We start from the raw sequence: 26,752 nt of genomic DNA on the forward strand, positions 1-26,752 counted from the left end.
TCGTATTTTTGCATGAAAATAGCATTATGTTAGAATTTCTCAAAAAATACCGAATCTTTTTCGGAGTCTTCATTGTTCTTTCAGCAATCATTTTATCTTTATTTTATTCGGCTTTAAAGCCAAAAAAAACACTACCTATTTACAATCCAGTAGATGTAAATCCAGAACTAGTAGATAGTACCGTTCAATACATAAGCAAATACCACACGATTGCTGATTTTTCATTTACCAATCAAAACGGAAAAACCATAACCCAAAAAGATTATGAAGGCAAAATATATGTGGCTGATTTTTTCTTCACCACTTGCGGCTCTATTTGTCCTAAGATGACCACCAATTTATCTGACGTGCAAAAAGCGTTTGTCAATAATCCAAAGGTAAAATTGCTATCATTTACCGTTTTCCCTGAGACGGATAGCGTTCCAGTTTTGAAGGCTTACGCCAAAAAACATCAGGTTGATGATACAAAATGGAATTTAGTCACTGGAGACAAAAAAGAAATTTATACGATGGCCCGAAAATCATACTTGGCAGTAAAGCTGGGCAAACCAAGTGAACTTTACGATATGGTTCATACCGAAAATTTTGTTTTGGTAGACACCAAAAAAAGAGTTCGTGGATTTTATGACGGAACTAATAAAGAGGACATCAAGCGCCTAATCGAAGACATTACTTTTTTAAGTAACGAATAAAGTCCTTTTAACTGATGATAAATCACTTATAATCTGATTGAAAAGCCCGCAAAACAAACTAAAGGCCTAGTCTTAAAATTTATCCAAAAAAACTACAAAATTGAGAATTATCATTTTTTTTAGTATTATAATATGTACTTTTGCAATCTTAATTCAATCTAAATAAGACTTGCAAACAACGATACATTCTCTAAAAAAAGGTGAAAAGGCCATTATCAAAGATTTTGATATTGACCTTGTTCCATTAAAATTATTGGAAATGGGTTGTTTACCAGGAAATATGGTTGAACTCCTTCAAATTGCTCCTTTTGGCGATCCTTTATACCTTAACATTAATGGTTCACATGTTGCTATCCGAGTAGAAACTGCTCGTGAGATTGAAGTTGAAATACTAAAAACCAACTTATAATGACCAATCAAAATATCAATGTTGCTTTAATCGGGAATCCTAATACGGGTAAAACTTCCGTTTTTAATCAGTTGACAGGACTGAATCAACAAGTGGGAAATTACCCTGGAATTACGGTTGAAAAAAAGATTGGTTTTTGTAAATTACCCAATAATGTAAAAGCAAACATTCTGGATTTACCTGGAACATACAGCTTGAATGCTAGCTCCATTGATGAAAATGTAGTCATTGAATTATTACTCAATAAAAACGATAAATTATATCCTGATGTAGCACTTGTGGTTACTGACGTTGAAAATCTAAAACGAAATTTACTGCTTTTCACCCAAATAAAAGATCTTGAAATTCCAACAATATTAGTCATCAACATGGCCGATAGAATGAAATTTAAAGGAATCACTCTAGACATTCCGTATCTTGAAGAGCACTTAAAAACAAAAATTGCGCTTATTAGTTCAAGAAAAGGGTTTGGGATTGATGAATTAAAAAGATTGATTGTCAGTTACAAAACCATCTCAAGTGAACCATGTTTGAATGCTTCAAGTATAGATCCAGAATATTTCAATACGCTCCGCAAAACATTTCCCAACCAGCTTTTGTATAAATTATGGTTGGTCATCACTCAAGATGTTAACTTCTTGAATTTAGATCGAAATGAAATTCGAAATTCATTCACTAAATCGCATTCTGATTTAAAGCGTTTGCAACAAAAAGAAACCATAAAACGCTATCAATTCATCAATGATGTCTTGAAACAAGGACTAAAAATTGACACCACTATTGCTAAAGATTTCCGTAGCAAACTGGATCGTGTTCTGACACACAAAGTATGGGGATATGTAATTTTCTTCCTGATTTTGTTTGTTATTTTCCAATCTATTTTCGAATGGTCTAAAATTCCAATGGATTTTATCGATGCTTCTTTTGCATCATTGAGCACAATTGCTGCCGAAGAATTGCCAGCTGGAGTTTTGACCAATTTAATTTCGCAGGGTATCATTCCCGGAATAGGAGGAATTTTGATATTTATTCCACAAATTGCCTTCCTGTTTATGTTTATTTCGATTCTTGAAGAAAGTGGTTATATGAGCCGAGTAGTTTTCCTGATGGATAAAATCATGCGAAAATTTGGTTTATCAGGTAAAAGTGTGGTACCGCTTATTTCTGGTACCGCCTGCGCTATTCCAGCAATTATGGCGACTCGAAATATCGAAAACTGGAAAGAAAGATTAATCACCATTCTGGTAACACCTTTTACAACCTGCTCTGCAAGACTTCCGGTTTACGCTATTATTATTGCCTTAGTAATTCCAGATACTCGCGTTTTTGGTTTTCTGAACATGCAAGGAATGACCTTGATGTTGTTGTACCTTCTAGGTTTTGGAATGGCTATTTTTTCTGCTTACATTTTGAATAAAATCCTTAAAATAAAAGGAAAAACATACTTCGTGGTAGAAATGCCAAATTACAAATTACCGCTTTTCAAGAACGTCGGAATCAATGTTATCGAGAAAACGAAAGCTTTTATTTTTGGTGCGGGAAAAATTATCTTAGCGATTTCTATTGTATTGTGGTTTTTAGCCTCTTATGGGCCGGGTGAAAAGTTCAATAATGCCGAAAACATTGTCATTCAAAATAACTTGAAAAATCCTTTGGCTACAGCCGAATTTGAAAATGCTGTTGCTTCACAAAAACTCGAAAACTCCTATATTGGCTTAATGGGAAAAACCATTGAACCAGCCATTTCTCCTTTAGGTTACGATTGGAAAATAGGAATTGCGATTATTAGTTCGTTTGCGGCACGAGAAGTTTTTGTTGGAACCTTAGCTACAATTTATAGTGTGGGCGGAAGCGAAAATGAAGTGACAATCAAGAACAAAATGGCCGCCGAGATCAATCCTGTAACTGGAGAAAAGATTTTCAACTTTGCCTCTGGAATATCATTGCTGTTGTTTTATGCTTTTGCCATGCAATGCGCCAGTACGCTTGCAGTTACTAAAAAAGAAACGAATTCTTGGAAATGGCCAGCAGGACAATTAATCTTCATGTCTGGGTTTGCATATGTGGTAGCATTGATAGCCTATCAAATTCTAAAATAGAGCATTTCAGCTTCAAATTTCAGCACTGAACAAACGTTAAATCTGGTTATTATATTATTTTTAATTTGTCTAAATAAGATTTGTGTTTTACTTTTGCACCGTAGAACCAATCTAAATAAAATGAGAAATAGTTTACTTGCCGCTTCTTTACTAGTTACTACTTTTGTATTTGCACAAAAAAAAGAGCTTTCAAAAACTCAAAAAGATAGTATCGAAAGTTTAAATGAAGTTATTATTACCACCGATGCTATTGTAGGAAGTAAATTCAAAGCAAAAAACAAAGCGGGTTCCACTTATTTTATTTCTCCAAAAGAATTAAAAAGCTTTAACTATGATGATGTTTCTAGAATTTTAAGAACAGTTCCAGGAGTTACAATTCAGGAAGAAGATGGTTTTGGTTTACGACCAAACATTGGTATGAGAGGAACTAGCCCAAATAGAAGTGAGAAAATCACTTTGATGGAAGATGGAATTCTAATTGCTCCAGCTCCTTATGCCGCTCCAGCAGCTTATTATTTTCCAACAGTAAACAGAATGCAATCATTCGAAATATTGAAAGGCGGTAGCCAAATTCAATATGGTCCTTATACAACAGGAGGCGCTATAAATATGGTTTCGACCCAAATTCCAAGCCGTTTTTCGGGACGAATTATCGCTAGTATTGGTAGCTTTAATACTAAAAAAACCTATGTAAACATTGGTGATGAACATAAAAACTTTGGTTACGTATTAGAATACAACAACCGAAATTCAGATGGATTCAAAAAAATTGACAATAGCTCAAAAAACACCGGTTTTCAAGGAAATGATTATGTGGCTAAATTTAGAGTAAATACAAATGCTAATGCAAAAGTATACCAATCACTTACGGCAAAAATACAGTACAGCGAAGACTTAGCAAACGAAACATACCTTGGACTAACTGATACAGATTATGGTGCAAATCCCTTTAGAAGATATGTTGGCTCCAATGAAGATTATATCGATACTGAACACCGTCAAATCATGTTAACACATTTAATTAAACCTTCTCAAAATCTTAGCATTACCACAAAAGCCTACAAAAACGATTTTGCTAGAAACTGGTACAAATTAGATGCTTTACGTTTAGGAACATCTAGAGTAAGTATTAATAGTATTCTAGAAGATCCCGTTCGATTTAATGCAGAATATAGAGCAGTAACAGGAGTTGACAATACGATTGATAATGCTTTACTGGTAAAAGCAAACAATAGAGAATACGAAGCAAAAGGGATACAAACCGTTGCAAACTATACTTTTGAAACAGGGAAAGTAAAACATGATATTGATTTTGGTATTCGCTACCATGAGGATTATGAAGATCGTTTTCAATGGGTAGATGGATACGCCATCCAAAACGGAGTGATGAATAGAACGAGTAGTGGAATTCCTGGAACTGATGCTAACAGAATCACAAAAGCGCAAGCCGTTGCTGCACATGTACTTTATAATTTGAACATTGATCGATTTACTTTTACACCTGGAATCCGCTATGAAGATATTAAATTAAATTCACTGAATTACGGTACAAATGACGTTAATAGAGTTGGTACAGCTTTGGCCAAAGCCAATAACAACATCAATGTATGGATTCCAGGAATGGGAATTTTGTACAAGATAAATGATGATTATAATGTATTTACAAGTATTCACAAAGGCTTTTCACCTCCAGGCATAACCGCAGGTGAAGATGCCGAAAATAGCTTAAACACGGAATTAGGTTTTCGCTTCCGTAAAAATGCATTACAAGGAGAAATCATTGGGTATTATAATAATTTTTCAAATCTTCAAGGTTCAGATTCCATGTCAGGTGGTGGAACAGGCACTGGTGACTTATTCAATGCTGGTGCAGCTGTCGTAAAAGGAATTGAATTACTGGCAACCTATGACGTTATCAACAACCGAGAAAAAGGGTTTAAAGTACCCGTAACCGTTTCTTACACTTTAACGGATACCGAATTGAAAAACAATTTTAACAGCACGATTTGGGGAACTGTAGAAAATGGAGATGAAATTCCATACATTGCCAAAAATCAAATTGCCATTACCACAGCATTTGAAACTGAAAAACTCAATTTTGCCCTTAGCGGAAAATATGTTGATGCTTTTAGAACTTTAGCCGGAAATGGAACGATTCCAGCTGCTAATAAAGTACCTTCAAACTTTATTATTGATTTCTCAGCTAAATACCATCTTACAAACAACATCAGTTTGATGGGTAACATTATAAATTTATTAGACAAAGAATATGCTGTTTCAAGAGTTCCAGCGGGATTAAGACCAGGTCAACCTTTTGGAATTAACTTTGGAATCATGGCTCAGTTGTAAAAATTTGTAATTAGTTTAACGCAAAAAGCAACCATTCTGGGTTGCTTTTTCTTATATTTATAGTATGGATATTCAAGAAATTTTGGCTTTTTTAGCACTTGGAATTGCCCTTGCATTTTTGATTAAAAAATTCTTTATCAAAAAGAAAAAATCAGATAAAAACTGCGGCAGTGGCGATTGTGGTTGTAGTTAAGACTAGTTGTAGTAGCCTATTTTAATCCTATATTCATTAGGATTAATTTCAACCCCTTCTTTTGGATAAGGAAAAACACTAACACTTTTTACATTTTTCTGTTTTTCAGGCAAATATTTAGAAAACCATTGTTTATTTCCCTCTTGATCTTTTATTGAAAAAACCATCATATGCTCCTCCAATAATTTTGAATCTTTGTAAACAGCTACTACAGTAGAAACTTCTCCAGCCCAAATACATGCAACACCTTCTGGGCAACGGGAATCATTAACAATCGCTTTTAAAACCAGAGTATATCCCTTTTTATTAAGGCACATTTTCTGAGTTATTTTTAGAAATCGAACCTTTTCAATTTTGGTTTTTTGACCGAAAGTTATCATACTAAAAATCAAAAAAAACAGTAGTAATGATTTTTTCATATTCTTTCCTTTTAAAATGGTTTCTCCAAAGATAAGTACTAAACACTTATGACACCTTCACAAAAAGGTTGCTTGCAATTTTATTCGAAATTGTTAATTCCTTTTGGTCTACTTTTATTTTCAGAGACAAATCGAAACTTTCCTTGCTTATGATTTCGATTTTAGAACCCAATGCGATTCCTTGTTTGTCTAAATATTTTAGAAATTCTGACGAAGTATCTTTAACGCCCACACAAATACCCGTTTGGTTTTCATGTAACTCAGAGAGCAACTGTTTTTCGATTTTAACTATTTGGCCATTTGCATCGGGAATGGGATCTCCATGCGGATCTTCGGTGGGATTCCCCAGAAAATCATCTAGTTTGTTGATGAGTTTTTCGGATTTAATGTGTTCTAATTGTTCTGCAATATCATGAACCTCATCCCAGGAAAAATCTAACTTGTCAACTAAAAAAACCTCCCACAACCGGTGTTTCCTCACAATCATTTTTGCGGCTATTTTACCGTGATTGGTCAATGAAACCCCTTGGTATTTTTTATAATTTACCAAGTCTTTTTCCGCTAATTTCTTAAGCATATCAGTCACTGATGACGCTTTAGTTTCCATTTTTTCGGCAATAGCATTGGTGCTTATTTCTGAATCTGAAATAATGGTAAGATGGTATATGGTTTTAAGATAATTTTCTTCTGAAAAGGTCATAGGATTATTGATTGATGATGGCTTCGCCAGTTAGAGCAAAGCTCTCGGGTTACGATTTATGATTGCAGAGGTACCAAATATAGAAACTGCAACTGAGAACTACTTTTTTACAATAAGTAGCGGAATAGAAATTTTGTGACGCAATTTGTCAACCGTAGTTCCAAAGACTAAATCCTTGAATCCCGTATGACCGTGCGTTCCCATAACTAAAATATCAAAATTCCCTGAATTGATTAGCACCGGAATCACTTTGTTTGGTTTTCCAAAGCCTAATTGTATCGCTACTTTAAATCCTTTTTCAGTCAGTATTGCTTTGTATTCTTCTAATAATTTTTCGTCTACTAACGTTTCGTGGTCGTCAATGTGTTCTCCATAAATCATAGCACCAACGGTTTCTACCACATGAATCAAAGTATATTGCGCTTCTATTCCGCCTAGTTCAAAAGCGTTATTTAAAGCCACCTCATCTGCACTCGAGAAATCTACGGAAACTGCAATATTCTTTTTTGTATAACTTCCCACTTTAGAAAATTGCAATTTTAAACTATGAGGCGAATGATTTTGGATGTCTATTTTAGATTTAGCAATAAAAGGCTTGAACACGATATAAAGCAACAAAATCAAAAAACTTATGGCCAGTGGCACAACGGTTAACCACAGTAAAAGTGGATTTTCGGAAGTTTCAAGCCAGCCAACTATTTCATCAAAAACCAATTTGGCGTTAAGTGAAACAATAATGGTTGCGATAATCCAAGAAGCGATTTGGGTAATTCTCCCAATATGAAATCCTTTCATTTTTGATTTATCACTTACAAAATGAATCAACGGAATAATGGCAAAACCCAGTTGTAAACTCAAAATAACCTGACTCAAAATCAGTAATTTTCCCGTCACACTTTCTCCATAAATTGTAATTACGATAACCGCAGGAACAATAGCAATCAATCGGGTAATAATTCTTCGAACCCATGGCTGAATACGTAAATTAAGATAGCCTTCCATCACAATTTGACCTGCCAATGTTCCTGTAATTGTGGAACTCTGCCCGGCAGCAATCAGCGCTACCGCAAACAATATAGGTGCCAATTTACTTCCTAAAAGCGGTTCCAGAAAGCGATGGGCATCTTGAATTTCTGCCACTTCAAACATTCCGTTTCTATAAAATGTGGCTGCTGCCAAGATTAAAATAGCTGCATTCACTAAAAAAGCCAAGTTTAATGCAATAGTAGAATCGATGAAATTGTATTTCAAAGCCTGCTTAATTCCGACTGTCGTTCTTTCGAATTTTCTGGTTTGCACCAATGAGGAATGCAAGTATAAATTGTGTGGCATAACTGTAGCGCCAATAATACCAATGGCGATGTATAATGCTGCTTCATTGGGCATCGACGGAATTAATCCAAACAATACTTTATCCAGTTCTGGCTGGGCAAATATCATTTCAAAAATAAAGGAAAATCCAATGATAGCAACCAATACAATGATAAACGCTTCCATCTTTCGGATGCCTTTATTGATTAGGAATAACAACAAAAAAGTATCCAAAACAGTAATCAAAACTCCTTCAATCAACGGAATATCAAACAGTAAATTAATACCGATTGCCATTCCTAAAACCTCAGCAAGATCGCAGGCTGCGATGGCAATTTCGGCAAGGAAATACAATATATAATTGATAAATGGCGAATAGGTTTCTCGGGAGGCTTGCGCCAAATCACGTTGGGTAACAATCCCCAGTCGGGCACTCAAGCTTTGCAACAACAGAGCCATAATATTACTCATCAATAAAACCCAAAGTAAGGCATACCCAAATTGACTTCCGCCTGCAATATCTGTAGCCCAGTTTCCCGGATCCATATAACCCACGCTAATTAAATAAGCTGGGCCAAAAAAAGCGAGGATTTTTCGGAATACTGATTTCTTGTTTAGCGTAGAAACGGATTGGTTTACTTCTTCTAAAGATTTACTCATGATATTAAGTTATTGATACAAATGTAATTAAAAAATTTGTTTTGCAAAATATAATTTTTAGCTTTGTCTAAATTTAATTTAAGTATAGTGAAAAATTTATGCGTGTTATTTATTATTATGCTATTTAACTTTGGCTACAGCCAAGAAAAAACGAGCCTTTCAGGATTCATTTCATCAGAAAAAAAAGGGATTTCGGATGCCCGTGTTTTTTTAATTGGAACAAAATACACAGCCCAAACGGATAGTTTAGGAAAGTACAACATCGAAAATGTTGCTGAAGGAAATTATAAAATACAAATTATCGCAACTAGTTTTCAAACTTTAAAAAAGAATATAACTGTCAAAAGTAAGGAAAACAACATTCTGGATTTTGAACTTTCAAGTACTGAAAACCAACTCAACGAAGTCGTTGTTTCGGGAACTTTAAAAGCAGTAAAAAGATTAGAAAGTGCCGTTCCAGTAGAGGTTTATTCTCCAATATTCTTCAAAAAAAACCCAACCGCCAGTATTTATGAAGCCTTACAGAATGTAAATGGTGTGCGACCGCAGCTGAATTGTGGCGTTTGCAATACCGGCGACATCCACATCAACGGGCTAGAAGGTCCTTATACTTTGGTTTTAATCGACGGAATGCCTATTGTGAGTAGTTTATCAACAGTCTACGGATTATCGGGAATTCCAAACTCATTGGTGGAACGAATTGAAATCGTAAAAGGTCCCGCTTCCTCATTATATGGTAGTGAAGCCGTGGGCGGTTTGATTAATATCATCACAAAAAATCCAACAAACGCTCCCCTTTTCTCCGCTGATGTGTTTTCTACTTCTTGGTTGGAAACCAATGTTGATTTAGGAGTAAAACTCAATGTTGGTAAGAAAGCCACAGCACTTTTAGGTTTAAATTATTTCAGATACAATCAAAAAACAGATAACGATAACGATGGTTTTACAGATGTTTCCCTTTCTAACAGAATTTCCCTTTTTCAAAAATGGACTTTCAACAGAAAAGAAAATCGATTGTTTACCATTGCGGCGCGTGGTGTCTATGAAGACCGTTTTGGAGGCGATGTGCGTTGGGAGAAAAAACACCGTGGCGGAGACGAAATCTATGGCGAAAGTATTTATACCAAACGAGCAGAATTGATTGGAAGTTACCAATTGCCTTTTCAGGAAAAACTGATGCTTTCCTTTTCAGGAAACGTACATTTTCAAGACAGCCGATACGGCACGACGAGTTATATTGCGAATCAAAAAATTGGTTTTCTACAATTGACTTGGGACAAGAAAATAGGAAAAAATGATTTGCTTACCGGAATTGCCACCCGATACAATTATTACGATGACAACACGCCGGCAACTTCTAAACTGGGAACCAACAACCCAGAGAAAACCTGGCTACCGGGAATTTTTATTCAAGATGAAATCACGTTTACTGAAAAACACAAGCTGTTACTGGGAATGCGTTACGATTACAACTCCATTCACGGAAGCATCTTAACACCAAGAATCGCGTATAAATGGAAATTAGACGACAATAACATCATTCGTTTGAATGCAGGAACGGGTTTTAGAGTCGTGAATTTATTTACAGAAGATCACGCTGCTCTGACAGGCGCTCGTGAAATTATAATTGCCAATAACCTAAAGCCAGAACAATCCATAAATGCCAATTTGAATTATATAAAGAAAATAAATTTCAATAACGGAACCTTTATTGGTATCGAAACTTCCTTTTTCCATACCCGATTCAGTAATAAAATTGTTTCGGATTATGATACTGATCCAAATCAAATCATTTATGACAACATCAACGGTTATGCGATAAGCCAAGGAATCAGTACGAACATCGATTTCAATTTTCCAAATGGATTAAAGATTATCACTGGCGCCTCTTTGCTTGACAATAAAAACGTTCGAAATGGCCGAAAAGAAACGCCTTTTCTAACCGAAAAATTCACGGCAACTTGGAGTATTTCGTATAAAATTCAAGCTATTGATTTGAATGTAGATTACACTGGAAATGTGTATAGCCCGATGCAATTGCCTCTTTTAAGCGCTTTAGATCCTCGTGCTCCAGAATCACCTTGGTACAGTTTGCAAAACATTCAATTTACGTATTCTGGCTTGAAAAACTTTGAATTCTATGCCGGAATTAAAAACCTATTGAACTTTTTGCCTAAACAAAATAACCCATTTTTAATTGCCAGAACCAATGATCCTTTTGATAAAAATGTAATCTACGATACGAACGGACAAGTGCTGGCAACACCTGAAAACCCTTATGGATTAACATTTGACACGACTTATGTGTATGGACCTAACCAAGGAATCAGAAGTTTTTTCGGCCTTCGCTATTCCTTAAAATAATGAAGAAAAATCTTTATTTATTGTTGCTTTTATGCTGTGCGATTCCAGCTGGATTTGCGCAGTTGCATTCAGTTTCATTCGAAGAAATCGACAGTTTACAACGTATCGAAAAGAGAAAAACGATAGTTTTCATTCAAACCGATTGGTGTCAATTTTGCCATGCGGTGAAAAACACCACTTTCAAAAACGAGGAAATCATCAAGGAACTCAACAACACTTTTTATTTTGTTGATTTCAATGCCGAAGAAAAGCGAACAGTAGTTTTCAATAAAACCACTTTTCAATTCAAACCCAGAGGAAATACTTCCGGAACGCATGAACTGGCCATCGCATTAGGAACAATAAATAAACAACTGAACTTTCCTGTTTTGTGTGTTTTAAACAGTGAAAACGAGATTATTTTTCAGCACAGTGGCTACTTAAAACCAAAAGAATTAAAGCTAATTTTAGCAAAACTAAAAGAATAAAATTGCCTATTTTTGGGGGAAATGTCAAATTCCCAAATGAAACACTACGATTATATTTTTACCGGCGCTGGATTATCGGGTTTGATGACGGTATACAAAATGATTCAATCAGGATCGTTTACGGACAAAAGTATTTTATTATTGGATGAAAACACAAAAAAAACCAACGATAGAACCTGGTGTTTTTGGAAAACCAACGATTCGGTTTGGGAACAATCAATTTCAAAGAAATGGGATTCGGCTTTGTTTGCCAATGAAAACTTTCGCAGGGATTTAGACTTGCAACCGTACGACTACAATATGGTGAAAGGACTGGATTTTTACAACCAGGTATTTGACTTGCTTTCGAAACAAGAAAACATCACATTCGTAAACCAGAAAGTGTTGGAAATCGAAGAATCCGAAACTATAATTCTGGTACAAACCGAAAGTGAATCCTTTTCGTGCTCAAAATTATTCAATAGTATTTACAACAAACACAAAGCAGAAAGTCAGACAAAATATCCAGTTTTACAACAGCATTTTATTGGTTGGTTTATCAAAAGCGAGCAGCCTGTTTTCAATTCAGAGCAAGCTACTTTCATGGATTTTTCGGTGAAACAAAAAGGAAATACGCGCTTTATGTACGTGTTACCCACATCAAAAACTGAAGCTTTACTGGAATACACCTTGTTTTCGCACCAGCATTTAAAAAAAGAAGAATACGAAAACGAAATCCAGCAATACATTGAAAAACTTGGGATAACGAATTATGAAATTGTCGAAAAAGAGCAAGGCAGCATCCCGATGACGTGTTATCCTTTTTGGAAAGCGAATACTAAAAACGTACTCAATATAGGAACTTCCGGCGGTTGGACAAAAGCGAGCACGGGCTATACTTTCAAAAATTCCGATAAAAAATCAAGTGAATTAGTAGCCTTTTTGCAAAGGGAAACTGATTTTACGAAATTTCATAGAAAGACAAAATTCTGGTTTTACGATTTGCTTCTGTTAGACATTTTAGACCGAAAAAACGAATTGGGTTCACACATCTTTTCTTCAATGTTCAAAAAAGGAAATCCAAGCTTGATTTTTAAATTTCTGGACGAAGAAACCTCGCTAAAAGAAGATATTCAGGTGATTTTAAAATGTCCAAAAATGCTATTTATAAAAGCAATTTTTCACGTGGCTTTCAAAGCAATGAAATAACAATCAAACTATAACAAAACTTTATAATTGAACTTCTATTCTTGACTGTAAACTTTGTAACTTTGCAGGATAAAATTAATTTTGATTTAAAATAAAAAGATATGTATCCAGAAGAAATGGTAAAACCAATGCAAGCGGAATTAACTGCTGCAGGTTTTCAAGATTTACATAGTGCTGAAGCAGTAGAAAACGCAATGAAATTAGAAGGAACAACACTTGTAGTTGTAAATTCGGTTTGTGGTTGTGCTGCTAGAAACGCACGTCCAGGAGCAAAAATGAGTTTAGATGGCGCTAAAAAACCAGACCATTTAATCACTGTTTTTGCAGGAGTTGACAAAGATGCAGTTGATGCTGCAAGACAACACATGTTCCCTTTTCCTCCATCATCGCCAAGTATGGCTTTGTTCAAAAACGGAGAATTAGTACACATGCTAGAGCGTCACCACATTGAAGGTCGCCCAGCAGAACTAATTGCTGAAAACTTGAAAGACGCTTTCAACGAGTATTGCTAAAATTTACATTTTAGAATGTATTAACCCTTTCAGAGTTTAGAACTCTGAAAGGGTTTTTTATTTATGAACTTTGCGACTTCTTTGTGAACTTTGTGGTTAAATTATTTACTTTTGCAAAAAATATATTTCTCAACTTAAAACTGTTTATAGCATGCAACTGTATAACACATTAAGCGCAGAGGAAAGAGCCATCATGATTGATGATGCCGGAAAACAACGTCTTACGCTGTCTTTCTATGCTTATGCGCAAATCTCAAATCCAACACAATTTCGTAACGAATTATTTCTGGCGTGGAACTCTCTTGAAGTTCTGGGCAGAATTTATGTAGCCAGTGAGGGAATCAACGCCCAATTATCATTGCCTGCCGATAATTTCTATGCATTCAAAGATTCGATTGAAGTCTATGATTTCATGAAAGGAATCCGTCTGAATATTGCCGTAGAACAAGATGATCATTCGTTCCTGAAACTGACTGTAAAAGTCCGTGATAAGATTGTAGCTGATGGTTTGAACGATGCTACTTTTGATGTTACCAATATTGGAATTCATTTGAAGGCGAAAGAATTCAACGAAATTTTAGAAAATCCAGACACTATTGTAGTTGATTTTAGAAATCATTATGAAAGTGAAATTGGCTATTTTAAAGGAGCAATTACGCCAGATGTAGATACTTTTAGAGAATCTTTGCCTATAATCAACGAGCAATTACAAGATTTTAAAGAAGATAAAAACCTAGTCATGTATTGTACCGGAGGAATTCGTTGCGAAAAAGCTTCGGCTTACTTTAAACACCAAGGTTTTAAAAATGTATATCAGCTGGAAGGCGGAATTATAAATTATGCCAAACAAATAAAGGAAGAAAACCTGGAAAGTAAATTTATAGGTAAGAATTTTGTTTTTGATCACCGCTTGGGCGAAAGAATCACTGACGATATTGTCTCACAATGCCATCAATGTGGTGAAGCTTGTGATGTGCATACAAATTGCGCGAACGAAGGTTGTCACTTGCTTTTTATCCAATGTGATTCGTGCAAGGAAAAAATGGAAGGCTGCTGTTCTGCGGAATGTGTGACTGTGATTCATTTGCCAGAAGATGAACAAAAAGCAATTCGAAGAGGCATTAAAAACGGCAATAAGATTTTCAAAAAAGGAAAATCAGACGTTTTGACTTTCAAAAACAATGAAGAAACGCATGGTGTTTTTGTTGCTGAAAAACCATCTAAAAATGCTAGAACTGGCGTTAAAAAAGAGGTAAAAATTAAAAAACAATATATCGGAAAAGGAACTCATTTTTTTCCAAAACCAAGTATTGGTCAGTTTCTAATTGAAGAAAACGAGATTAAAATTGGCGATACCATTTTAATAAAAGGAACTACAACTGGCGAACAACAACTAGTAATCGAAGAAATGCTAGTGAATGATTTAGTACAAGAAACAGCAATTGTTGGAGATACCTGTACATTCAAATTGCCATTTAGAATTCGATTATCGGATAAATTATATAAGATAATAGCCTAATATTTAGAATAAAATTCAATAAAAATAACCCATTACAATCTGATTTGTAATGGGTTATTTTAGTATAAATTTATGATGTATTAGCGCAAATAGGCATTGTTCCATAAAATTAAAAAATACTATCTTTACACATTAAACGTTTTAAGAACTTAAGTTGTGCTCGTCGCAACACTACATATAAGATTATGGCATGTACAAGTTGTTCAACTTCTGATGGTGGTGCACCAAAGGGTTGTAAAAATAATGGGACTTGCGGCACCGATAGCTGCAATAAATTAACGGTTTTCGATTGGCTTTCAAATATGAGTTTGCCTAATGGCGACGCCCCTTTTGACTGTGTTGAAGTACGTTTCAAAAACGGAAGAAAAGAATTTTACCGCAATACAGAGAAACTAACGTTAAGCATGGGCGACATTGTTGCTACCGTAGCTTCGCCAGGTCATGACATAGGGATTGTAACACTTACGGGTGAGTTAGTTCGCATCCAAATGAAGAAAAAAGGAGCCAATCCTGCAAGCAATGAAATTCCAAAAATCTATAGAAAAGCCTCTCAAAAAGATATTGATATTTGGTCAACAGCCCGCGACCGCGAAGAGCCAATGAAGGTTCGTGCCCGTGAACTAGCGATTGCTCAAAAGCTGGAAATGAAAATTTCGGATATTGAATTTCAAGGAGACGGATCAAAAGCTACGTTTTATTATACCGCAAATGATCGTATTGATTTTAGAGCCTTAATTAAAGATTTCGCTAAAGAATTCAGTACACGTATCGAAATGAAACAAGTTGGTTTCCGACAAGAAGCAGCTCGTTTAGGCGGAATAGGTTCTTGTGGAAGAGAACTGTGTTGCTCTACTTGGCTGACGGATTTTAGAAGTGTAAACACCTCAGCTGCACGTTACCAACAACTGTCTTTGAATCCACAAAAACTGGCGGGACAATGCGGAAAATTAAAATGCTGCTTGAACTACGAGTTGGATACGTACATGGATGCGTTGAAAGATTTCCCCGATTTCGAAACAAAATTAGTGACTGAAAAAGGAGATGCCATTTGCCAGAAACAAGATATTTTCAAAGGATTAATGTGGTTTGCCTACACCAATAATTTCGCTAATTGGCATGTGCTGAAAATTGAGCAAGTCAAAGAAATTGTAGCCGAAAACAAACTAAAAAACAAAGTTTCTTCATTAGAAGATTATGCTATCGAGATTATTGCTGAGCCAGAGAAAAACTTCAATAACGCAATGGGTCAGGAAAGTTTAACCCGTTTTGATCAGCCAAAACCAAAGAAAAAACAACATAAAAAACGCAAACCTGCTGGAGAAAATGTAATTGTTGCTAATGCCAATAGACCGGCAAATAATAAAATAACTAGCAACAAAACACAAAACACCAATAAACCCGCAAACAACAATCGGCCAGCTCCTGCTGATAAAAAGCCTGCTGAGCCTAGAAAACCTATAATTATTACAAAAAATGTGGATAAAAAATAGCGCTTTACTTCTTTTAGTTGTGATTCTCTTTTCTTCATGTGATAAAAAAAGAGTTTTTGATGAATATAAATCTGTGGGTAATGCGTGGCATAAGGACAGTATTGTAACCTTCAATTTACCGGAATTAGATTCAACAAAACGGTATAATTTGTTTATAAATGTTAGAGACAATAACAATTATCAATACAACAATCTTTTTTTGATTGTGGCAATGGAATTACCAAATGGCTTCACAAAAGTAGACACGCTTGAATACCAAATGGCAGATCCTGATGGAACACTTTTGGGTAATGGTTTTTCGGACATAAAAGAAAGCAAGCTTTTTTACAAGGAAAATGTACGGTTCAAATCAAAATACAAAGTATCTATCAAACATGCTGTTAGAGAAAACGGGAAAGTTCCCGGAGTTACCGCTTTAGATGGAATTACAGAAGTAGGCTTTAGAATAGAAAAAAAAGAATAAAATAGTATTATGGCTATCAAAAAAAATAACAATCAGACAAAAAACATTGATAAGGACATCACTTACTACAAAAAGAAATTTTGGAAAATATTCTTTTATGGAATGGGTGCGGTCGGTTTGTTTTTCTTATTTGCTTCCTGGGGGCTTTTTGGTTCGATGCCTTCTTTTGAAGATTTAGAAAACCCGGATTCTAACTTGGCTACCGAAATTATATCAGCTGATGGGGTGGTTTTAGGTAAATATTTTGAAAAAAACAGGTCTCAATTACGCTATTCAGACTTACCTAAAAACCTCGTACAAGCATTAATCGCTACTGAAGATGCTCGGTTTTATGAGCATTCTGGTATTGACGGACGAGGAACTTTAAGAGCTATTTCTAGTTTAGGAACCAGCGGTGGAGCCAGTACGTTGACACAACAATTAGCCAAGCAATTATTCCACGGAGAAGGATCTAAATTCCTGCCTTTTAGAATTGTACAAAAAATAAAAGAGTGGATTATCGCCATTCGACTAGAAAGACAATACACTAAAAATGAAATCATTGCGATGTACTGTAACGTGTATGATTTTGGAAACAATTCTGTTGGAGTAAGTTCAGCCGCTAAAACCTATTTCTCCAAAGAACCTAAGGATTTAACCATCAGCGAATCGGCAATATTAGTGGGAATGTTTAAAAACTCTGGTTTATACAACCCTGTTCGAAACCCACAAGGTGTAAAAAACCGAAGAAACGTTGTGCTTTTGCAAATGGAAAAAGGAAAAATCATTTCAAAAGAAGAAAAAGAAAGATTACAAAGTTTACCAATCAAATTAAACTTTAAATTAGAAACGCATAAAGACGGTACCGCTACTTATTTCAGAGAATACCTTAGGGATTACATGAAAAAATGGGCAGAAGAAAATAAAAAACCGGATGGCTCAGATTACGATATTTACAAAGACGGTCTGAAAATTTATACTACCATTGATTCTAGAATGCAATTGCATGCGGAAGAAGCGGTTACTGCACATATGGCAAACCTTCAAGAAGAATTTTTTAATCAATCTAAAGACAATAAAAACGCTCCGTTTGTTAATATTTCTGCGGTAGAAACACAACGAATTCTGAATCAGGCAATGAAATCATCTAACCGATGGGCTGTGATGAAATCAATGGATAAAAGCGAAGAAGAAATTATAAAATCGTTCAGCGAAAAAGCAAAAATGACGGTCTTTTCTTGGAAGGGAGAAAAAGACACCATCATGACACCATTAGACTCAATACGTTATTACAAGCACTTTTTGCAATCCGGATTAATGGCAATGGAACCACAAACTGGTAATATAAAAGCTTGGGTAGGTGGTATCAATTACAAATACTTTCAATACGACCACGTAGGACAAGGGGCGAGACAAGTAGGCTCAACCTTCAAACCATTTGTTTACGCAACTGCTATCGAACAGTTGAACATGTCTCCGTGTGACTCTATTGTTGATGGACCTTTCATGATTAGAAAAGGCCGCCATCATGTTACCGAAGATTGGGAACCTAAAAATTCTGACAATAAATACCGCGGAATGGTTACCCTAAAAAGAGGTTTGGCTAACTCGATAAATACAGTTTCAGCCAAATTAATTGACAAAGTAGGACCAGAAGCCGTGATTGATTTAACCCATAAATTAGGTGTTAAATCCGAAATTGTAAATCAACCATCTATTGCACTTGGAGCTGTAGAAATAACCGTAGAAGACATGGTTGCAGCCTACAGCACTTTTGCGAATCAAGGGGTATATATGAAACCACAATTTATCTCTAAAATTGAAGATAAGAGTGGCGTTATCATCTACGAACCCATTCCAGAATCTCACGATGTTTTAAATAAAGACATCGCTTATGCAGTCATCAAATTACTAGAAGGTGTAACCGAAGGCGGTTCTGGAGATCGTTTGCGTACTACTGGTGGCGGTAACGGTGATAATCGTTGGACAGGCTATCCTTATCAATTTAAAAATCCTATTGCAGGAAAAACAGGTACTACTCAAAACCAGTCTGATGGTTGGTTTATGGGAATGGTTCCTAATCTTGTAACTGGAGTTTGGGTAGGTTGCGAGGATCGTTCCGCTCGTTTTAAAAGTATCACGTATGGTCAGGGAGCCACAGCTGCATTGCCGGTTTGGGGGTATTTCATGAAATTATGTTACGAAGATCCAGCCCTTAAAGTTTCTAAAGAATCTTTTGAAAGACCAGCCAATCTTTCTATAAAAGTAGATTGTTACGTCCCTAAAAAAGTAGTAGATACAACTGCTGTAGAACAAGATACTGAAGAATTTGAATTATAAAAGTCATTGTGAGGAACAAAGCAATCACATATCGAGAGGTTGCTTCGTTCTTCTTAATAACAGAATCTCTCCCGAAAAATCGGGACTATCTGTACTTAGGTATTCGCACTTAAAACTTAATTAATCAATAGATTAAAATACGATAAATAGCAACTCATTTTTATGATTAACAAAAAAGTAAACAACGTTCAAGATGCCCTTCAAGGAATTGAAAACGGTATGACTATTATGCTTGGTGGCTTTGGGTTATGTGGTATTCCAGAGAATTCTATCGCCGAATTAGTAAAAAAAGAAACGACAGATTTAACCTGTATTTCAAATAATGCAGGTGTTGATGATTTTGGACTTGGACTGCTTTTGAAAAAGCGCCAAATTAAGAAGATGATTTCTTCTTATGTAGGTGAAAATGCAGAATTTGAACGTCAGATGCTTTCAGGAGAATTAGACGTAGAGTTGACTCCACAAGGAACACTCGCTGAAAAATGTCGCGCAGCTCAAGCCGGAATTCCCGCTTTCTTTACTCCTGCAGGATATGGAACAGAAGTAGCTGAAGGCAAAGAAGTTCGCGAATTCAACGGGAAAATGCATATCATGGAATTAGCCTATAAAGCTGATTTTGCTATTGTAAAAGCTTGGAAAGGTGACGAAGCTGGAAACCTAATTTTCAAAGGAACCGCTCGTAACTTTAATGCTAGCATGGCGGGAGCAGCAAAAATTACAATCGCAGAAGTCGAAGAATTATTGCCTGTAGGAAGTTTAGATCCAAATGAAATTCATATTCCTGGAATACTTGTAAGTAGAATTTTTCAAGGAGAAAAATATGAGAAAAGAATTGAACAACTGACAGTAAGAAAAATTTTCTAACCATGGCTTTAGATAAAAATCAAATTGCAAAACGCATTGCAAAAGAATTAAAACACAACTACTACGTGAATCTTGGAATTGGAATTCCAACATTAGTAGCCAATTATATTCCTGAGGGAATTGACGTTGAATTTCAAAGTGAAAACGGCGTTCTTGGAATGGGGCCTTTCCCTTTTGAAGGCGAAGAAGATGCGGACATCATCAATGCAGGAAAACAAACCATCACTACATTGCCTGGCGCATCCTTCTTTGACTCGGCATTGAGTTTTGGAATGATTCGCTCCCAAAAAGTAGATCTAACTATTCTAGGTGCTATGGAAGTAGCCGAAAATGGAGATATTGCCAACTGGAAAATTCCAGGTAAAATGGTCAAAGGAATGGGTGGTGCAATGGATTTAGTGGCTTCTGCCGAGAATATTATTGTTGCCATGATGCACGTTAACAAAGCTGGAGAATCAAAAATCCTTAAAAAATGTACCTTACCATTAACAGGCGTAGGCTGCGTTAAAAAAGTTGTTACTGAATTAGCAGTTTTAGAAATAACACCCCAGGGTTTCAAACTATTGGAACGCGCACCAGGTGTAACCGTAGAGCATATCATTGCTTCTACTGAAGCTAATTTAATCATTGAAGGTGAAATTCCTGAAATGGAAATGGAGTAATAAGGAAGCTTAAAAAACATAAAAAAACCACAGTATCAAATATATTAAGACTGTGGTTTTTTTTATGTTCTGTTTTTACTACTTTCCGGAAATCAACTTCTTTAGAAACTATTTCTAAAAAAACCAGCTGGCTACAAAAATTGCCGTAATCACACAAATCACATCCACCAAAAGCATCGTTCCTAGAGCATAACGGGTATTTTTGATATTTACCGAACCAAAGTAAACAGCAATCACATAAAAAGTGCTTTCTGCGCTACATTGAAAAATGCTGCTCAACCGTCCTGTCATAGAATCAGCGCCAAAAGTATTCATTGAATCAATCAAAAATCCTCTTGATCCGGCAGAACTAAAGGGACGAAGTAATGCTACTGGCAAGGCATCTGTAATTTGCTTACTTACTCCCATATTAGAAAAAATGAAAGCAATCCAGTTGCTAATAATTTCAAATAAACCACTGTTTCTGAATAAAGAAATGGCAACTAACATTCCCAATACATAAGGAAAAATAGTCACTCCTGTTTTTACACCATTATTAGCTCCTACTACAAAAGCCTCGAAAACTGTAGTTTTGGCCTCCGTAAATTTCTTCTCTTTGATAAAGGAAAATATCAACGTAAAAGCAATTATCCCCACCAATATTAAAGCAGAAAGATTAGAGGTAAAATAGTTTTTCCCAATCAAATCCAAATGATTTACATACATCAATAAACCAATTATTGCGGCAATTAATGCCATCAAAGCCACAACTAAAGAAGCACTCTTAAAATTAATTTTTTGCTTGATTCCAACAATTAAAAAAGCGGCAATTGTACCAATAAAAGAGGTGATAATGCAAGGTAACATCACATCTGCAGGGTTTGCGGCACCGGCAGCAGCACGATAGCCAATAATAGAAGTGGCTATTAAGGTTAAACCAGAAGCATGCAAACACATGAACATAATTTGAGCATCGCTTGCCTTATCTTTTTCAGGATTTATTTCTTGTAAACTCTCCATCGCTTTTAGACCAAAAGGCGTAGCTGCTGAATCTAACCCTAGGAAATTAGCAGCGAAATTTAATGTCATATATGAAATAGAAGGGTGATCTTTTGGAATACTAGGAAACACCTTTACAAATACTGGGCTCAATACTTTAGCCAATTTCCCAGAGGCTCCAGAAATGATTAAAAGCTCCATCAGTCCACAGAAAAAAGCCAAATATGCCATTAACGGAAGGATCAAATCCAATAAAGTGCTTTTGCACGTTGGCAATAATCCATCTGATTTTTGAACGCCACTATAAATTTTTACTGTTTTATTTTTAAAAACATAAGTTGTATCTGCATTTAGCGTATCACGATTGATAATCATGGTTTGATCTGGCGCTTTTTTGATACTATCTTTGATAAAAGCAGGAATTTGTTCGATGTATTTTTCAGAAACCAGAATTGGGTCGTCTTTCTTCCCATTCAAAACGTGATCTATAGTATAACTGTCTCCAGCAAACAAACTAAACACTACAAATACTATTGCTGAAATAAAAATGACCAACCAAAATCTACTCAATACCATAATTTATAATTTTTGTAAATGTAATTATTTATTAACAAACCCAATCAGGGTTTTGAATCCTGATTGGGTTATGATAGTTAAACGTGAATAATCTCCTCCTCTATCAACAAATCCTCTCGTCGTAATCTCAAGAAAATTTGCGCCACTGCGATTGTATCTTTCTCACAATAAGTCACAATGCGATCAATGTCTTTATCTACATAAAAAACATGTCCTACTTGGCTACCGTCGATATCGCCTTTTGGAGAAGGGATTCCAAGGACTTTACACATCAATTTCAACGAAGTAAAATGTTTGTAATCGCCAAATTTCCATAATTCCAAGGTATCTAAATGTGGAATTTCCCAAGGTTTTTTTCCAAACAAATTCAGTTTGTTCGGAATGGCAATTTGGTTGATAATCATCCGTCGGGCAAGAAAGGGAATATCAAATTCTTTGGCATTGTGCCCACACAAAACATGTTGTGGCTGGTTGAAATGATTGTTTAATAAGTTATTGAAATCAAGTAATATTTTCTTTTCTTCTCCAAAGAAAGAAGTTACTCTAAAATTCCGAATATCGCCTTTGATGGTAAAATAACCCACTGAAATACATACAATTTTACCAAACTCAGCCCAAATTCCCGCACGATCATAAAAATCTTCGGGTGTGTATTCATCTTTACGCTGGTATTGCGTTTTGTGTTCCCACAGCTCTTTCATTTCAGAATCTAACGCATTGAAATCTTCGGCTTCTGGAACGGTTTCTATATCAAGAAACAGAATGTTATTGAGATTTATTTTTTCTATCATTTCTATGGCACGCAGATGACGCGGATTTTACGGATTTACACGGATTTCTCTGACGAATATAAGATATTTATTCATAAACAACTAAAACAAACTTTGTTGCGTAGTAGGATTTTCATGTTCGAGCAACCATTTTTTGCGCCATAATCCTCCTGCATATCCTGTCAATGAACCATCTGTTCCAATGACTCTGTGACAGGGAACTACAATCCACAACGGATTTTTCCCATTAGCAGAGGCTACTGCGCGAATCGCTTTAACGTCGCCTAAAATTTTGGACTGTTCGAGATATGTTCTGGTTTTTCCGTATGGAATGGCTATTAATGCTTTCCAAACTTTTTGTTGAAATTCAGTTCCTTTTGGATTAAGTTTAAAATCAAAATCGGTTCGTTTTCCTTCAAAATACTCATGGAGTTGTAAGACCGCTTCTTGCAAAACAGCTGGGATTGTGTTAGAAATCTTGCCTTCATCAGTAACTGAAATTACCGAAATTCCGTTTTCATCACCAATGATTCTGGCAATTCCTAAAGGTGTTTTAATGTAAGCTGTTTCCATTTTTTAAGGATAAAAATAATTTCTCTTGTTCTCAAAGTAGAAAAGATTCAGAACGGAACAAAAGTAGAAGGTTTTGAGTATAAAAAAACCACGCGTTGTAACGAATGGTTTTTTTATTTTAGCCCCGATAGCAGCGGTATCCTTTTATGTCCGCCGCAGCGGACATAAAAGATATAGCGGATAGCGGGATTAGCTCATGAAAAATATCAGGATCATTTCAGATGCGAGTATACATAGGCTTCTAAGGCTTTCAATTCGTCATCAGACATGGCTTTTGTAACAGCGAAGTTTGTTTTCATGACTTCGTACTGGCTTGGGTCAACAATAGGCTCTCCTTCACCTTTTAAAAACGTTACAATGCTTGCGTTTTTATCTTTGTAAATCTTAGCAATATCCTGCAGGCTTGGTCCTATCACTTTCTTGTCTACTTGATGGCATGCCACGCAATTTCCCTTTCCTTTGAAAATTTCCTCCCCTAATTCAGCTGGAGTTTGGGCAATTTCTTCGGTAGTAGTTGGGTATAAGGGTTCTTTTTTGACTTCTTCTTTTTTACAAGAAGCAAAGGCTAAAACGGCAAATAAAAACAGCGTCTTTCTCATGTTAATTTCTTTTATGATTCTTTTCTAAAGTAGTAAAAATTACCAACCAACATATTTGGGTGGTTGAATTTGATTCAGATTCAAATATACTAAAATTTGCGCTCGGTGATGCGTAACATGATCTTGCATCAAATTGAGTATTTGCAATTTTGATTTTGGACCAGCAAAAAAAGCTACTTTTTGGGATAATTCAGCATCATTGGTTTTTTGTACAAATGCCTTTGCTTTATCAAAAGAGTTTTTTATTTCTTGGATGATTTGCGCTTTAGAGAGTCCTTTTACGGCTTCTTTTTTCACATATTTCTCTTCCGAAAAATGCGTTGTACTCAACCAATCCATATTCTCTTGTATGTGAAATAATTGTTCTCTAAATGACATTTCCCGCTCGGCAGGTTTGTAATCATATTTATCTTCCGGCATGGCTTGTGCAACGGCTACTAAATAATCTTTGGAATTATCCCATTTCTCGATGAAAGTAGCAATTACTTCAACTTGTGCAAAAATGCTATTGGAAAGCAATAAAACCACTATTATTAAACATTTTTTCATTTCTATTTGTTTAAAAGTATTGCAGCTTCCTTGGCAAAATAAGTCGAAATTAAACTGGCTCCAGCGCGCTTGATACACATAAGTTGTTCCATCATGGTTTGATCGTGATCAAGCCAACCTCTTTCGGCAGCCGCTTTGATCATGGCATATTCCCCTGAAACATGGTATACTGTCACCGGTACATTTACAGCATTCTTAACTTCACGAACGATATCAAGATACGCAATTCCTGGTTTTACCATAACCATATCAGCACCTTCTTCTACGTCCCACAACGCTTCTTTTATGGCTTCAAGACGGTTTGCAAAATCCATTTGATAGGTTTTTTTGTCTTTTGGCACTACAACATCCGCTTCTTTTGGAGCACTGTCAAGAGCATCTCGAAACGGTCCGTAAAATGCAGAAGCATATTTAGCCGAATAACTCATGATCCCTACATTGTGAAAACCCGCAGCGTCTAATCCTTGGCGTAAACGCAACACGCGACCATCCATCATATCGCTTGGCGCTACAAAATCGGCACCCGATTGCGCATGAGAAACTGCCATTTTCACCAAAGCTGCGTTCGTCGAATCATTTTCTACATCACCGTTTGCAATGATTCCGTCATGTCCGTAAATGGAATAGGGATCCAAAGCTACATCAGGCATTACAATCATTTCCGGACAAGCGGCTTTGATGGCACGAATGGCATTTTGCATCAATCCGTTTGGATTCCAAGCTTCATTTCCTTCGTTATCTTTTAAATTTTCACTGACTTTTACATAAATATTCACCGCACGAATTCCCAATGCAAATATTTCTTTGACTTCTTTGACCGTTAAATCTATCGAACGACGAAATATTCCTGGCATGGAGGAAATTTCTACTTGTACATTTTCGCCTTCAGCAATAAACATAGGAAACATGAAATCACTAGGACTCAAACTGGTTTCACGAACTAAACTTCTAATGGATTCGTTTGTTCTTAATCTTCTGCCTCTGTGTAATGGGAACATATATTTTCGTTTAAAGTTTCAGGTTTAAAAGTTTAAAGTTAAACCCATTTAAAATTTAAAATTCAGAATTTAAAATAAACCTAAAGCCAATCTCTTGGATTCTCTAATACGTTTACTAATTTTTCTTCTTCGCTTCCTGCTTCAGCGTGATGATCGTAAACCCACTGCACGTGCGGTGGCAAACTCATCAAAATACTTTCGATTCTTCCGTTGGTTTTTAGACCAAATAAAGTGCCTTTGTCATGCACCAAATTGAATTCGACATAACGACCGCGACGGATTTCCTGCCACGTTCTTTGTTCTGGAGTATACGGTAAATCTTTTCTTTTTTCTACAATGGGAACATACGCTTGCAGGAAACTATTACCAACTTCGGTTACAAAGTTGTACCAATCTTGCATTGACATTGTCTCTGTAGCTTTGCAATAATCGAAAAATAATCCTCCAATTCCGCGCGCTTCATTTCGGTGCGCGTTCCAGAAATAGGCATCGCATTGTTTCTTATATTTTGGATAAAACTCCGGATTATGTTTGTCGCAGACCGTTTTACACGTTTGATGAAAATGAATCGAATCTTCTTCAAACAGATAATACGGTGTTAAATCTTGTCCGCCACCAAACCATTGTTGGATCACGTTTCCATTATCATCGTACATTTCGAAATAACGCCAGTTCGCGTGAACGGTTGGCACCATTGGATTTTTTGGGTGCAAAACCAAACTCAATCCGCAGGCAAAAAAATCAGCTTCACCAACGTTGAACATTTTTTGCATGGCTTCCGGTAATTTTCCGTGAACTGCCGAAATATTAACTCCGCCTTTTTCGAAAACAGTTCCGTTTTCAATTACGCGGGTTCTTCCGCCGCCGCCTTCCGGACGTTCCCAAAGGTCTTCACGGAATTTGGCTTGATCTTCAACTGCTTCTAATCCAGCTACGATTTGGTCTTGAAGGTTTTGTATGTATGCGTAAAACTTATTTTTCATTATAAATTAGTTTTCAGTAGAGTTTTCATAATTCCAAAAATGGAAA

General features: G+C 35.9%; 25 protein-coding genes. 15 read left to right on the plus strand and 10 right to left on the minus strand.

Going from position 1 to position 26,752, the window contains the following annotated elements; all coding sequences use genetic code 11:
- Positions 1 to 26 precede the first annotated feature (26 nt).
- The 5 genes from V5J73_RS14260 to V5J73_RS14280 all read left to right on the plus strand — a co-directional run bounded on the left by V5J73_RS14260 (position 27) and on the right by V5J73_RS14280 (position 5,742).
- Positions 27 to 692 (plus strand): SCO family protein, encoded by a 666-nt coding sequence (locus V5J73_RS14260; protein ID WP_338646647.1) that lies wholly within the window; start codon positions 27 to 29, stop codon positions 690 to 692.
- A gap of 169 nt (positions 693 to 861) precedes the next feature.
- The gene (locus tag V5J73_RS14265) at positions 862 to 1,101 is read left to right on the plus strand and encodes a FeoA family protein (protein WP_338646648.1); all 240 of its coding nucleotides are present in this window, start codon (positions 862 to 864) and stop codon (positions 1,099 to 1,101) included.
- The gene (gene feoB, locus V5J73_RS14270) at positions 1,101 to 3,200 is read left to right on the plus strand and encodes a ferrous iron transport protein B (RefSeq protein ID WP_338646649.1); all 2,100 of its coding nucleotides are present in this window, start codon (positions 1,101 to 1,103) and stop codon (positions 3,198 to 3,200) included. Before V5J73_RS14265 ends, feoB begins: the two co-directional genes overlap by 1 nt.
- A 120-nt stretch (positions 3,201 to 3,320) precedes the next feature.
- Positions 3,321 to 5,549, plus strand: coding sequence for a TonB-dependent receptor family protein (locus V5J73_RS14275; RefSeq protein WP_338646650.1), 2,229 nt, complete (start codon positions 3,321 to 3,323; stop codon positions 5,547 to 5,549).
- Between the two features lie 64 nt (positions 5,550 to 5,613).
- The gene (locus V5J73_RS14280) at positions 5,614 to 5,742 is read left to right on the plus strand and encodes a FeoB-associated Cys-rich membrane protein (RefSeq protein ID WP_338646652.1); all 129 of its coding nucleotides are present in this window, start codon (positions 5,614 to 5,616) and stop codon (positions 5,740 to 5,742) included.
- A 2-nt stretch (positions 5,743 to 5,744) separates the two neighbouring features.
- Here the strand turns inward: V5J73_RS14280 and V5J73_RS14285 are convergent, their stop codons facing one another.
- The 3 genes from V5J73_RS14285 to V5J73_RS14295 all read right to left on the minus strand — a co-directional run bounded on the left by V5J73_RS14285 (position 5,745) and on the right by V5J73_RS14295 (position 8,832).
- Entirely contained in the window at positions 5,745 to 6,161 is a 417-nt protein-coding gene (locus V5J73_RS14285; RefSeq protein WP_338646654.1) for a hypothetical protein, read from the minus strand.
- Between the two features lie 46 nt (positions 6,162 to 6,207).
- Positions 6,208 to 6,861, minus strand: coding sequence for a metal-dependent transcriptional regulator (locus V5J73_RS14290; RefSeq protein ID WP_338646655.1), 654 nt, complete (start codon positions 6,859 to 6,861; stop codon positions 6,208 to 6,210).
- A gap of 99 nt (positions 6,862 to 6,960) precedes the next feature.
- On the minus strand, positions 6,961 to 8,832 hold the full coding sequence (locus V5J73_RS14295) for an Nramp family divalent metal transporter (protein WP_338646656.1): 1,872 nt from the start codon (positions 8,830 to 8,832) through the stop codon (positions 6,961 to 6,963).
- Positions 8,833 to 8,949: 117 nt separating this feature from the next.
- On the opposite strand from V5J73_RS14295, the gene V5J73_RS14300 reads away from it, so the two are divergent.
- The 10 genes from V5J73_RS14300 (at position 8,950) to V5J73_RS14345 (ending at position 20,680) form a co-directional block, all read left to right on the plus strand.
- On the plus strand, positions 8,950 to 11,196 hold the full coding sequence (locus tag V5J73_RS14300) for a TonB-dependent receptor (RefSeq protein ID WP_338648628.1): 2,247 nt from the start codon (positions 8,950 to 8,952) through the stop codon (positions 11,194 to 11,196).
- A complete protein-coding gene (locus V5J73_RS14305; protein ID WP_338646657.1) occupies positions 11,196 to 11,663 on the plus strand; it encodes a thioredoxin family protein in 468 nt (155 codons plus the stop codon). The genes V5J73_RS14300 and V5J73_RS14305 overlap by 1 nt, the downstream gene beginning before the upstream one ends.
- A 36-nt stretch (positions 11,664 to 11,699) precedes the next feature.
- Positions 11,700 to 12,851 carry a lycopene cyclase family protein gene (locus V5J73_RS14310; RefSeq protein WP_338646658.1) on the plus strand — a complete coding sequence of 384 codons (1,152 nt, stop codon included), beginning with the start codon at positions 11,700 to 11,702 and terminating at the stop codon, positions 12,849 to 12,851.
- Between the two features lie 101 nt (positions 12,852 to 12,952).
- Positions 12,953 to 13,363: a BrxA/BrxB family bacilliredoxin gene (locus tag V5J73_RS14315; RefSeq protein WP_091172289.1), complete on the plus strand. Its 411-nt coding sequence runs from the start codon at positions 12,953 to 12,955 to the stop codon at positions 13,361 to 13,363.
- Between the two features lie 151 nt (positions 13,364 to 13,514).
- Entirely contained in the window at positions 13,515 to 14,882 is a 1,368-nt protein-coding gene (gene trhO, locus V5J73_RS14320; protein WP_338646659.1) for an oxygen-dependent tRNA uridine(34) hydroxylase TrhO, read from the plus strand.
- A gap of 185 nt (positions 14,883 to 15,067) precedes the next feature.
- The gene (locus V5J73_RS14325) at positions 15,068 to 16,372 is read left to right on the plus strand and encodes a PSP1 domain-containing protein (RefSeq protein WP_338646660.1); all 1,305 of its coding nucleotides are present in this window, start codon (positions 15,068 to 15,070) and stop codon (positions 16,370 to 16,372) included.
- Positions 16,356 to 16,835 (plus strand): gliding motility lipoprotein GldH, encoded by a 480-nt coding sequence (locus tag V5J73_RS14330; RefSeq protein ID WP_338646661.1) that lies wholly within the window; start codon positions 16,356 to 16,358, stop codon positions 16,833 to 16,835. The genes V5J73_RS14325 and V5J73_RS14330 overlap by 17 nt, the downstream gene beginning before the upstream one ends.
- Before the next feature lie 9 nt (positions 16,836 to 16,844).
- Positions 16,845 to 19,154 carry a penicillin-binding protein 1A gene (locus V5J73_RS14335; RefSeq protein WP_338646662.1) on the plus strand — a complete coding sequence of 770 codons (2,310 nt, stop codon included), beginning with the start codon at positions 16,845 to 16,847 and terminating at the stop codon, positions 19,152 to 19,154.
- A 162-nt stretch (positions 19,155 to 19,316) separates the two neighbouring features.
- Complete coding sequence (locus tag V5J73_RS14340) at positions 19,317 to 20,018, plus strand: CoA transferase subunit A (protein ID WP_338646663.1); 702 nt, start codon at positions 19,317 to 19,319, stop codon at positions 20,016 to 20,018.
- Positions 20,019 to 20,020: 2 nt separating this feature from the next.
- On the plus strand, positions 20,021 to 20,680 hold the full coding sequence (locus V5J73_RS14345) for a CoA transferase subunit B (protein WP_338646664.1): 660 nt from the start codon (positions 20,021 to 20,023) through the stop codon (positions 20,678 to 20,680).
- 114 nt (positions 20,681 to 20,794) lie between these two features.
- On the opposite strand, the gene V5J73_RS14350 is transcribed toward V5J73_RS14345, so the two are convergent.
- The 7 genes from V5J73_RS14350 to hemF form a co-directional block, all read right to left on the minus strand.
- Entirely contained in the window at positions 20,795 to 22,234 is a 1,440-nt protein-coding gene (locus V5J73_RS14350) for a nucleoside recognition domain-containing protein (RefSeq protein WP_338646665.1), read from the minus strand.
- A 77-nt stretch (positions 22,235 to 22,311) separates the two neighbouring features.
- Positions 22,312 to 23,025, minus strand: a complete 714-nt coding sequence (locus V5J73_RS14355; RefSeq protein WP_338646666.1) for a 3'-5' exonuclease — start codon at positions 23,023 to 23,025, stop codon at positions 22,312 to 22,314.
- A gap of 81 nt (positions 23,026 to 23,106) precedes the next feature.
- Positions 23,107 to 23,577 (minus strand): methylated-DNA--[protein]-cysteine S-methyltransferase, encoded by a 471-nt coding sequence (locus V5J73_RS14360; protein WP_338646668.1) that lies wholly within the window; start codon positions 23,575 to 23,577, stop codon positions 23,107 to 23,109.
- Positions 23,578 to 23,789: 212 nt separating this feature from the next.
- Positions 23,790 to 24,176 carry a c-type cytochrome gene (locus V5J73_RS14365; protein ID WP_338646670.1) on the minus strand — a complete coding sequence of 129 codons (387 nt, stop codon included), beginning with the start codon at positions 24,174 to 24,176 and terminating at the stop codon, positions 23,790 to 23,792.
- A gap of 39 nt (positions 24,177 to 24,215) precedes the next feature.
- Complete coding sequence (locus V5J73_RS14370; RefSeq protein ID WP_338646672.1) at positions 24,216 to 24,725, minus strand: DinB family protein; 510 nt, start codon at positions 24,723 to 24,725, stop codon at positions 24,216 to 24,218.
- A gap of 2 nt (positions 24,726 to 24,727) precedes the next feature.
- Positions 24,728 to 25,723 (minus strand): porphobilinogen synthase, encoded by a 996-nt coding sequence (gene hemB, locus V5J73_RS14375; protein WP_338646674.1) that lies wholly within the window; start codon positions 25,721 to 25,723, stop codon positions 24,728 to 24,730.
- A gap of 80 nt (positions 25,724 to 25,803) precedes the next feature.
- Positions 25,804 to 26,706, minus strand: coding sequence for an oxygen-dependent coproporphyrinogen oxidase (hemF, locus tag V5J73_RS14380; RefSeq protein WP_338646675.1), 903 nt, complete (start codon positions 26,704 to 26,706; stop codon positions 25,804 to 25,806).
- Positions 26,707 to 26,752 lie beyond the last annotated feature (46 nt).

The organism is Flavobacterium sp. KS-LB2 (genome assembly GCF_036895565.1).
In the GTDB taxonomy this organism is placed as follows: Bacteria; Bacteroidota; Bacteroidia; order Flavobacteriales; family Flavobacteriaceae; genus Flavobacterium.

Bases quoted from the DNA above. Each gene is read 5' to 3' on its own strand.
- V5J73_RS14260 (WP_338646647.1), top strand. From the start codon at position 27: ATGTTAGAATTTCTCAAAAAATACCGAATCTTTTTCGGAGTCTTCATT.
- feoB (WP_338646649.1), top strand. From the start codon at position 1,101: ATGACCAATCAAAATATCAATGTTGCTTTAATCGGGAATCCTAATACG.
- V5J73_RS14275 (WP_338646650.1), top strand. From the start codon at position 3,321: ATGAGAAATAGTTTACTTGCCGCTTCTTTACTAGTTACTACTTTTGTA.
- V5J73_RS14280 (WP_338646652.1), top strand. From the start codon at position 5,614: ATGGATATTCAAGAAATTTTGGCTTTTTTAGCACTTGGAATTGCCCTT.
- V5J73_RS14285 (WP_338646654.1), bottom strand. From the start codon at position 6,161: ATGAAAAAATCATTACTACTGTTTTTTTTGATTTTTAGTATGATAACT.
- V5J73_RS14290 (WP_338646655.1), bottom strand. From the start codon at position 6,861: ATGACCTTTTCAGAAGAAAATTATCTTAAAACCATATACCATCTTACC.
- V5J73_RS14295 (WP_338646656.1), bottom strand. From the start codon at position 8,832: ATGAGTAAATCTTTAGAAGAAGTAAACCAATCCGTTTCTACGCTAAAC.
- V5J73_RS14300 (WP_338648628.1), top strand. From the start codon at position 8,950: ATGCTATTTAACTTTGGCTACAGCCAAGAAAAAACGAGCCTTTCAGGA.
- V5J73_RS14305 (WP_338646657.1), top strand. From the start codon at position 11,196: ATGAAGAAAAATCTTTATTTATTGTTGCTTTTATGCTGTGCGATTCCA.
- V5J73_RS14310 (WP_338646658.1), top strand. From the start codon at position 11,700: ATGAAACACTACGATTATATTTTTACCGGCGCTGGATTATCGGGTTTG.
- V5J73_RS14315 (WP_091172289.1), top strand. From the start codon at position 12,953: ATGTATCCAGAAGAAATGGTAAAACCAATGCAAGCGGAATTAACTGCT.
- trhO (WP_338646659.1), top strand. From the start codon at position 13,515: ATGCAACTGTATAACACATTAAGCGCAGAGGAAAGAGCCATCATGATT.
- V5J73_RS14325 (WP_338646660.1), top strand. From the start codon at position 15,068: ATGGCATGTACAAGTTGTTCAACTTCTGATGGTGGTGCACCAAAGGGT.
- V5J73_RS14330 (WP_338646661.1), top strand. From the start codon at position 16,356: ATGTGGATAAAAAATAGCGCTTTACTTCTTTTAGTTGTGATTCTCTTT.
- V5J73_RS14335 (WP_338646662.1), top strand. From the start codon at position 16,845: ATGGCTATCAAAAAAAATAACAATCAGACAAAAAACATTGATAAGGAC.
- V5J73_RS14340 (WP_338646663.1), top strand. From the start codon at position 19,317: ATGATTAACAAAAAAGTAAACAACGTTCAAGATGCCCTTCAAGGAATT.
- V5J73_RS14345 (WP_338646664.1), top strand. From the start codon at position 20,021: ATGGCTTTAGATAAAAATCAAATTGCAAAACGCATTGCAAAAGAATTA.
- V5J73_RS14350 (WP_338646665.1), bottom strand. From the start codon at position 22,234: ATGGTATTGAGTAGATTTTGGTTGGTCATTTTTATTTCAGCAATAGTA.
- V5J73_RS14355 (WP_338646666.1), bottom strand. From the start codon at position 23,025: ATGATAGAAAAAATAAATCTCAATAACATTCTGTTTCTTGATATAGAA.
- V5J73_RS14360 (WP_338646668.1), bottom strand. From the start codon at position 23,577: ATGGAAACAGCTTACATTAAAACACCTTTAGGAATTGCCAGAATCATT.
- V5J73_RS14365 (WP_338646670.1), bottom strand. From the start codon at position 24,176: ATGAGAAAGACGCTGTTTTTATTTGCCGTTTTAGCCTTTGCTTCTTGT.
- V5J73_RS14370 (WP_338646672.1), bottom strand. From the start codon at position 24,725: ATGAAAAAATGTTTAATAATAGTGGTTTTATTGCTTTCCAATAGCATT.
- hemB (WP_338646674.1), bottom strand. From the start codon at position 25,723: ATGTTCCCATTACACAGAGGCAGAAGATTAAGAACAAACGAATCCATT.
- hemF (WP_338646675.1), bottom strand. From the start codon at position 26,706: ATGAAAAATAAGTTTTACGCATACATACAAAACCTTCAAGACCAAATC.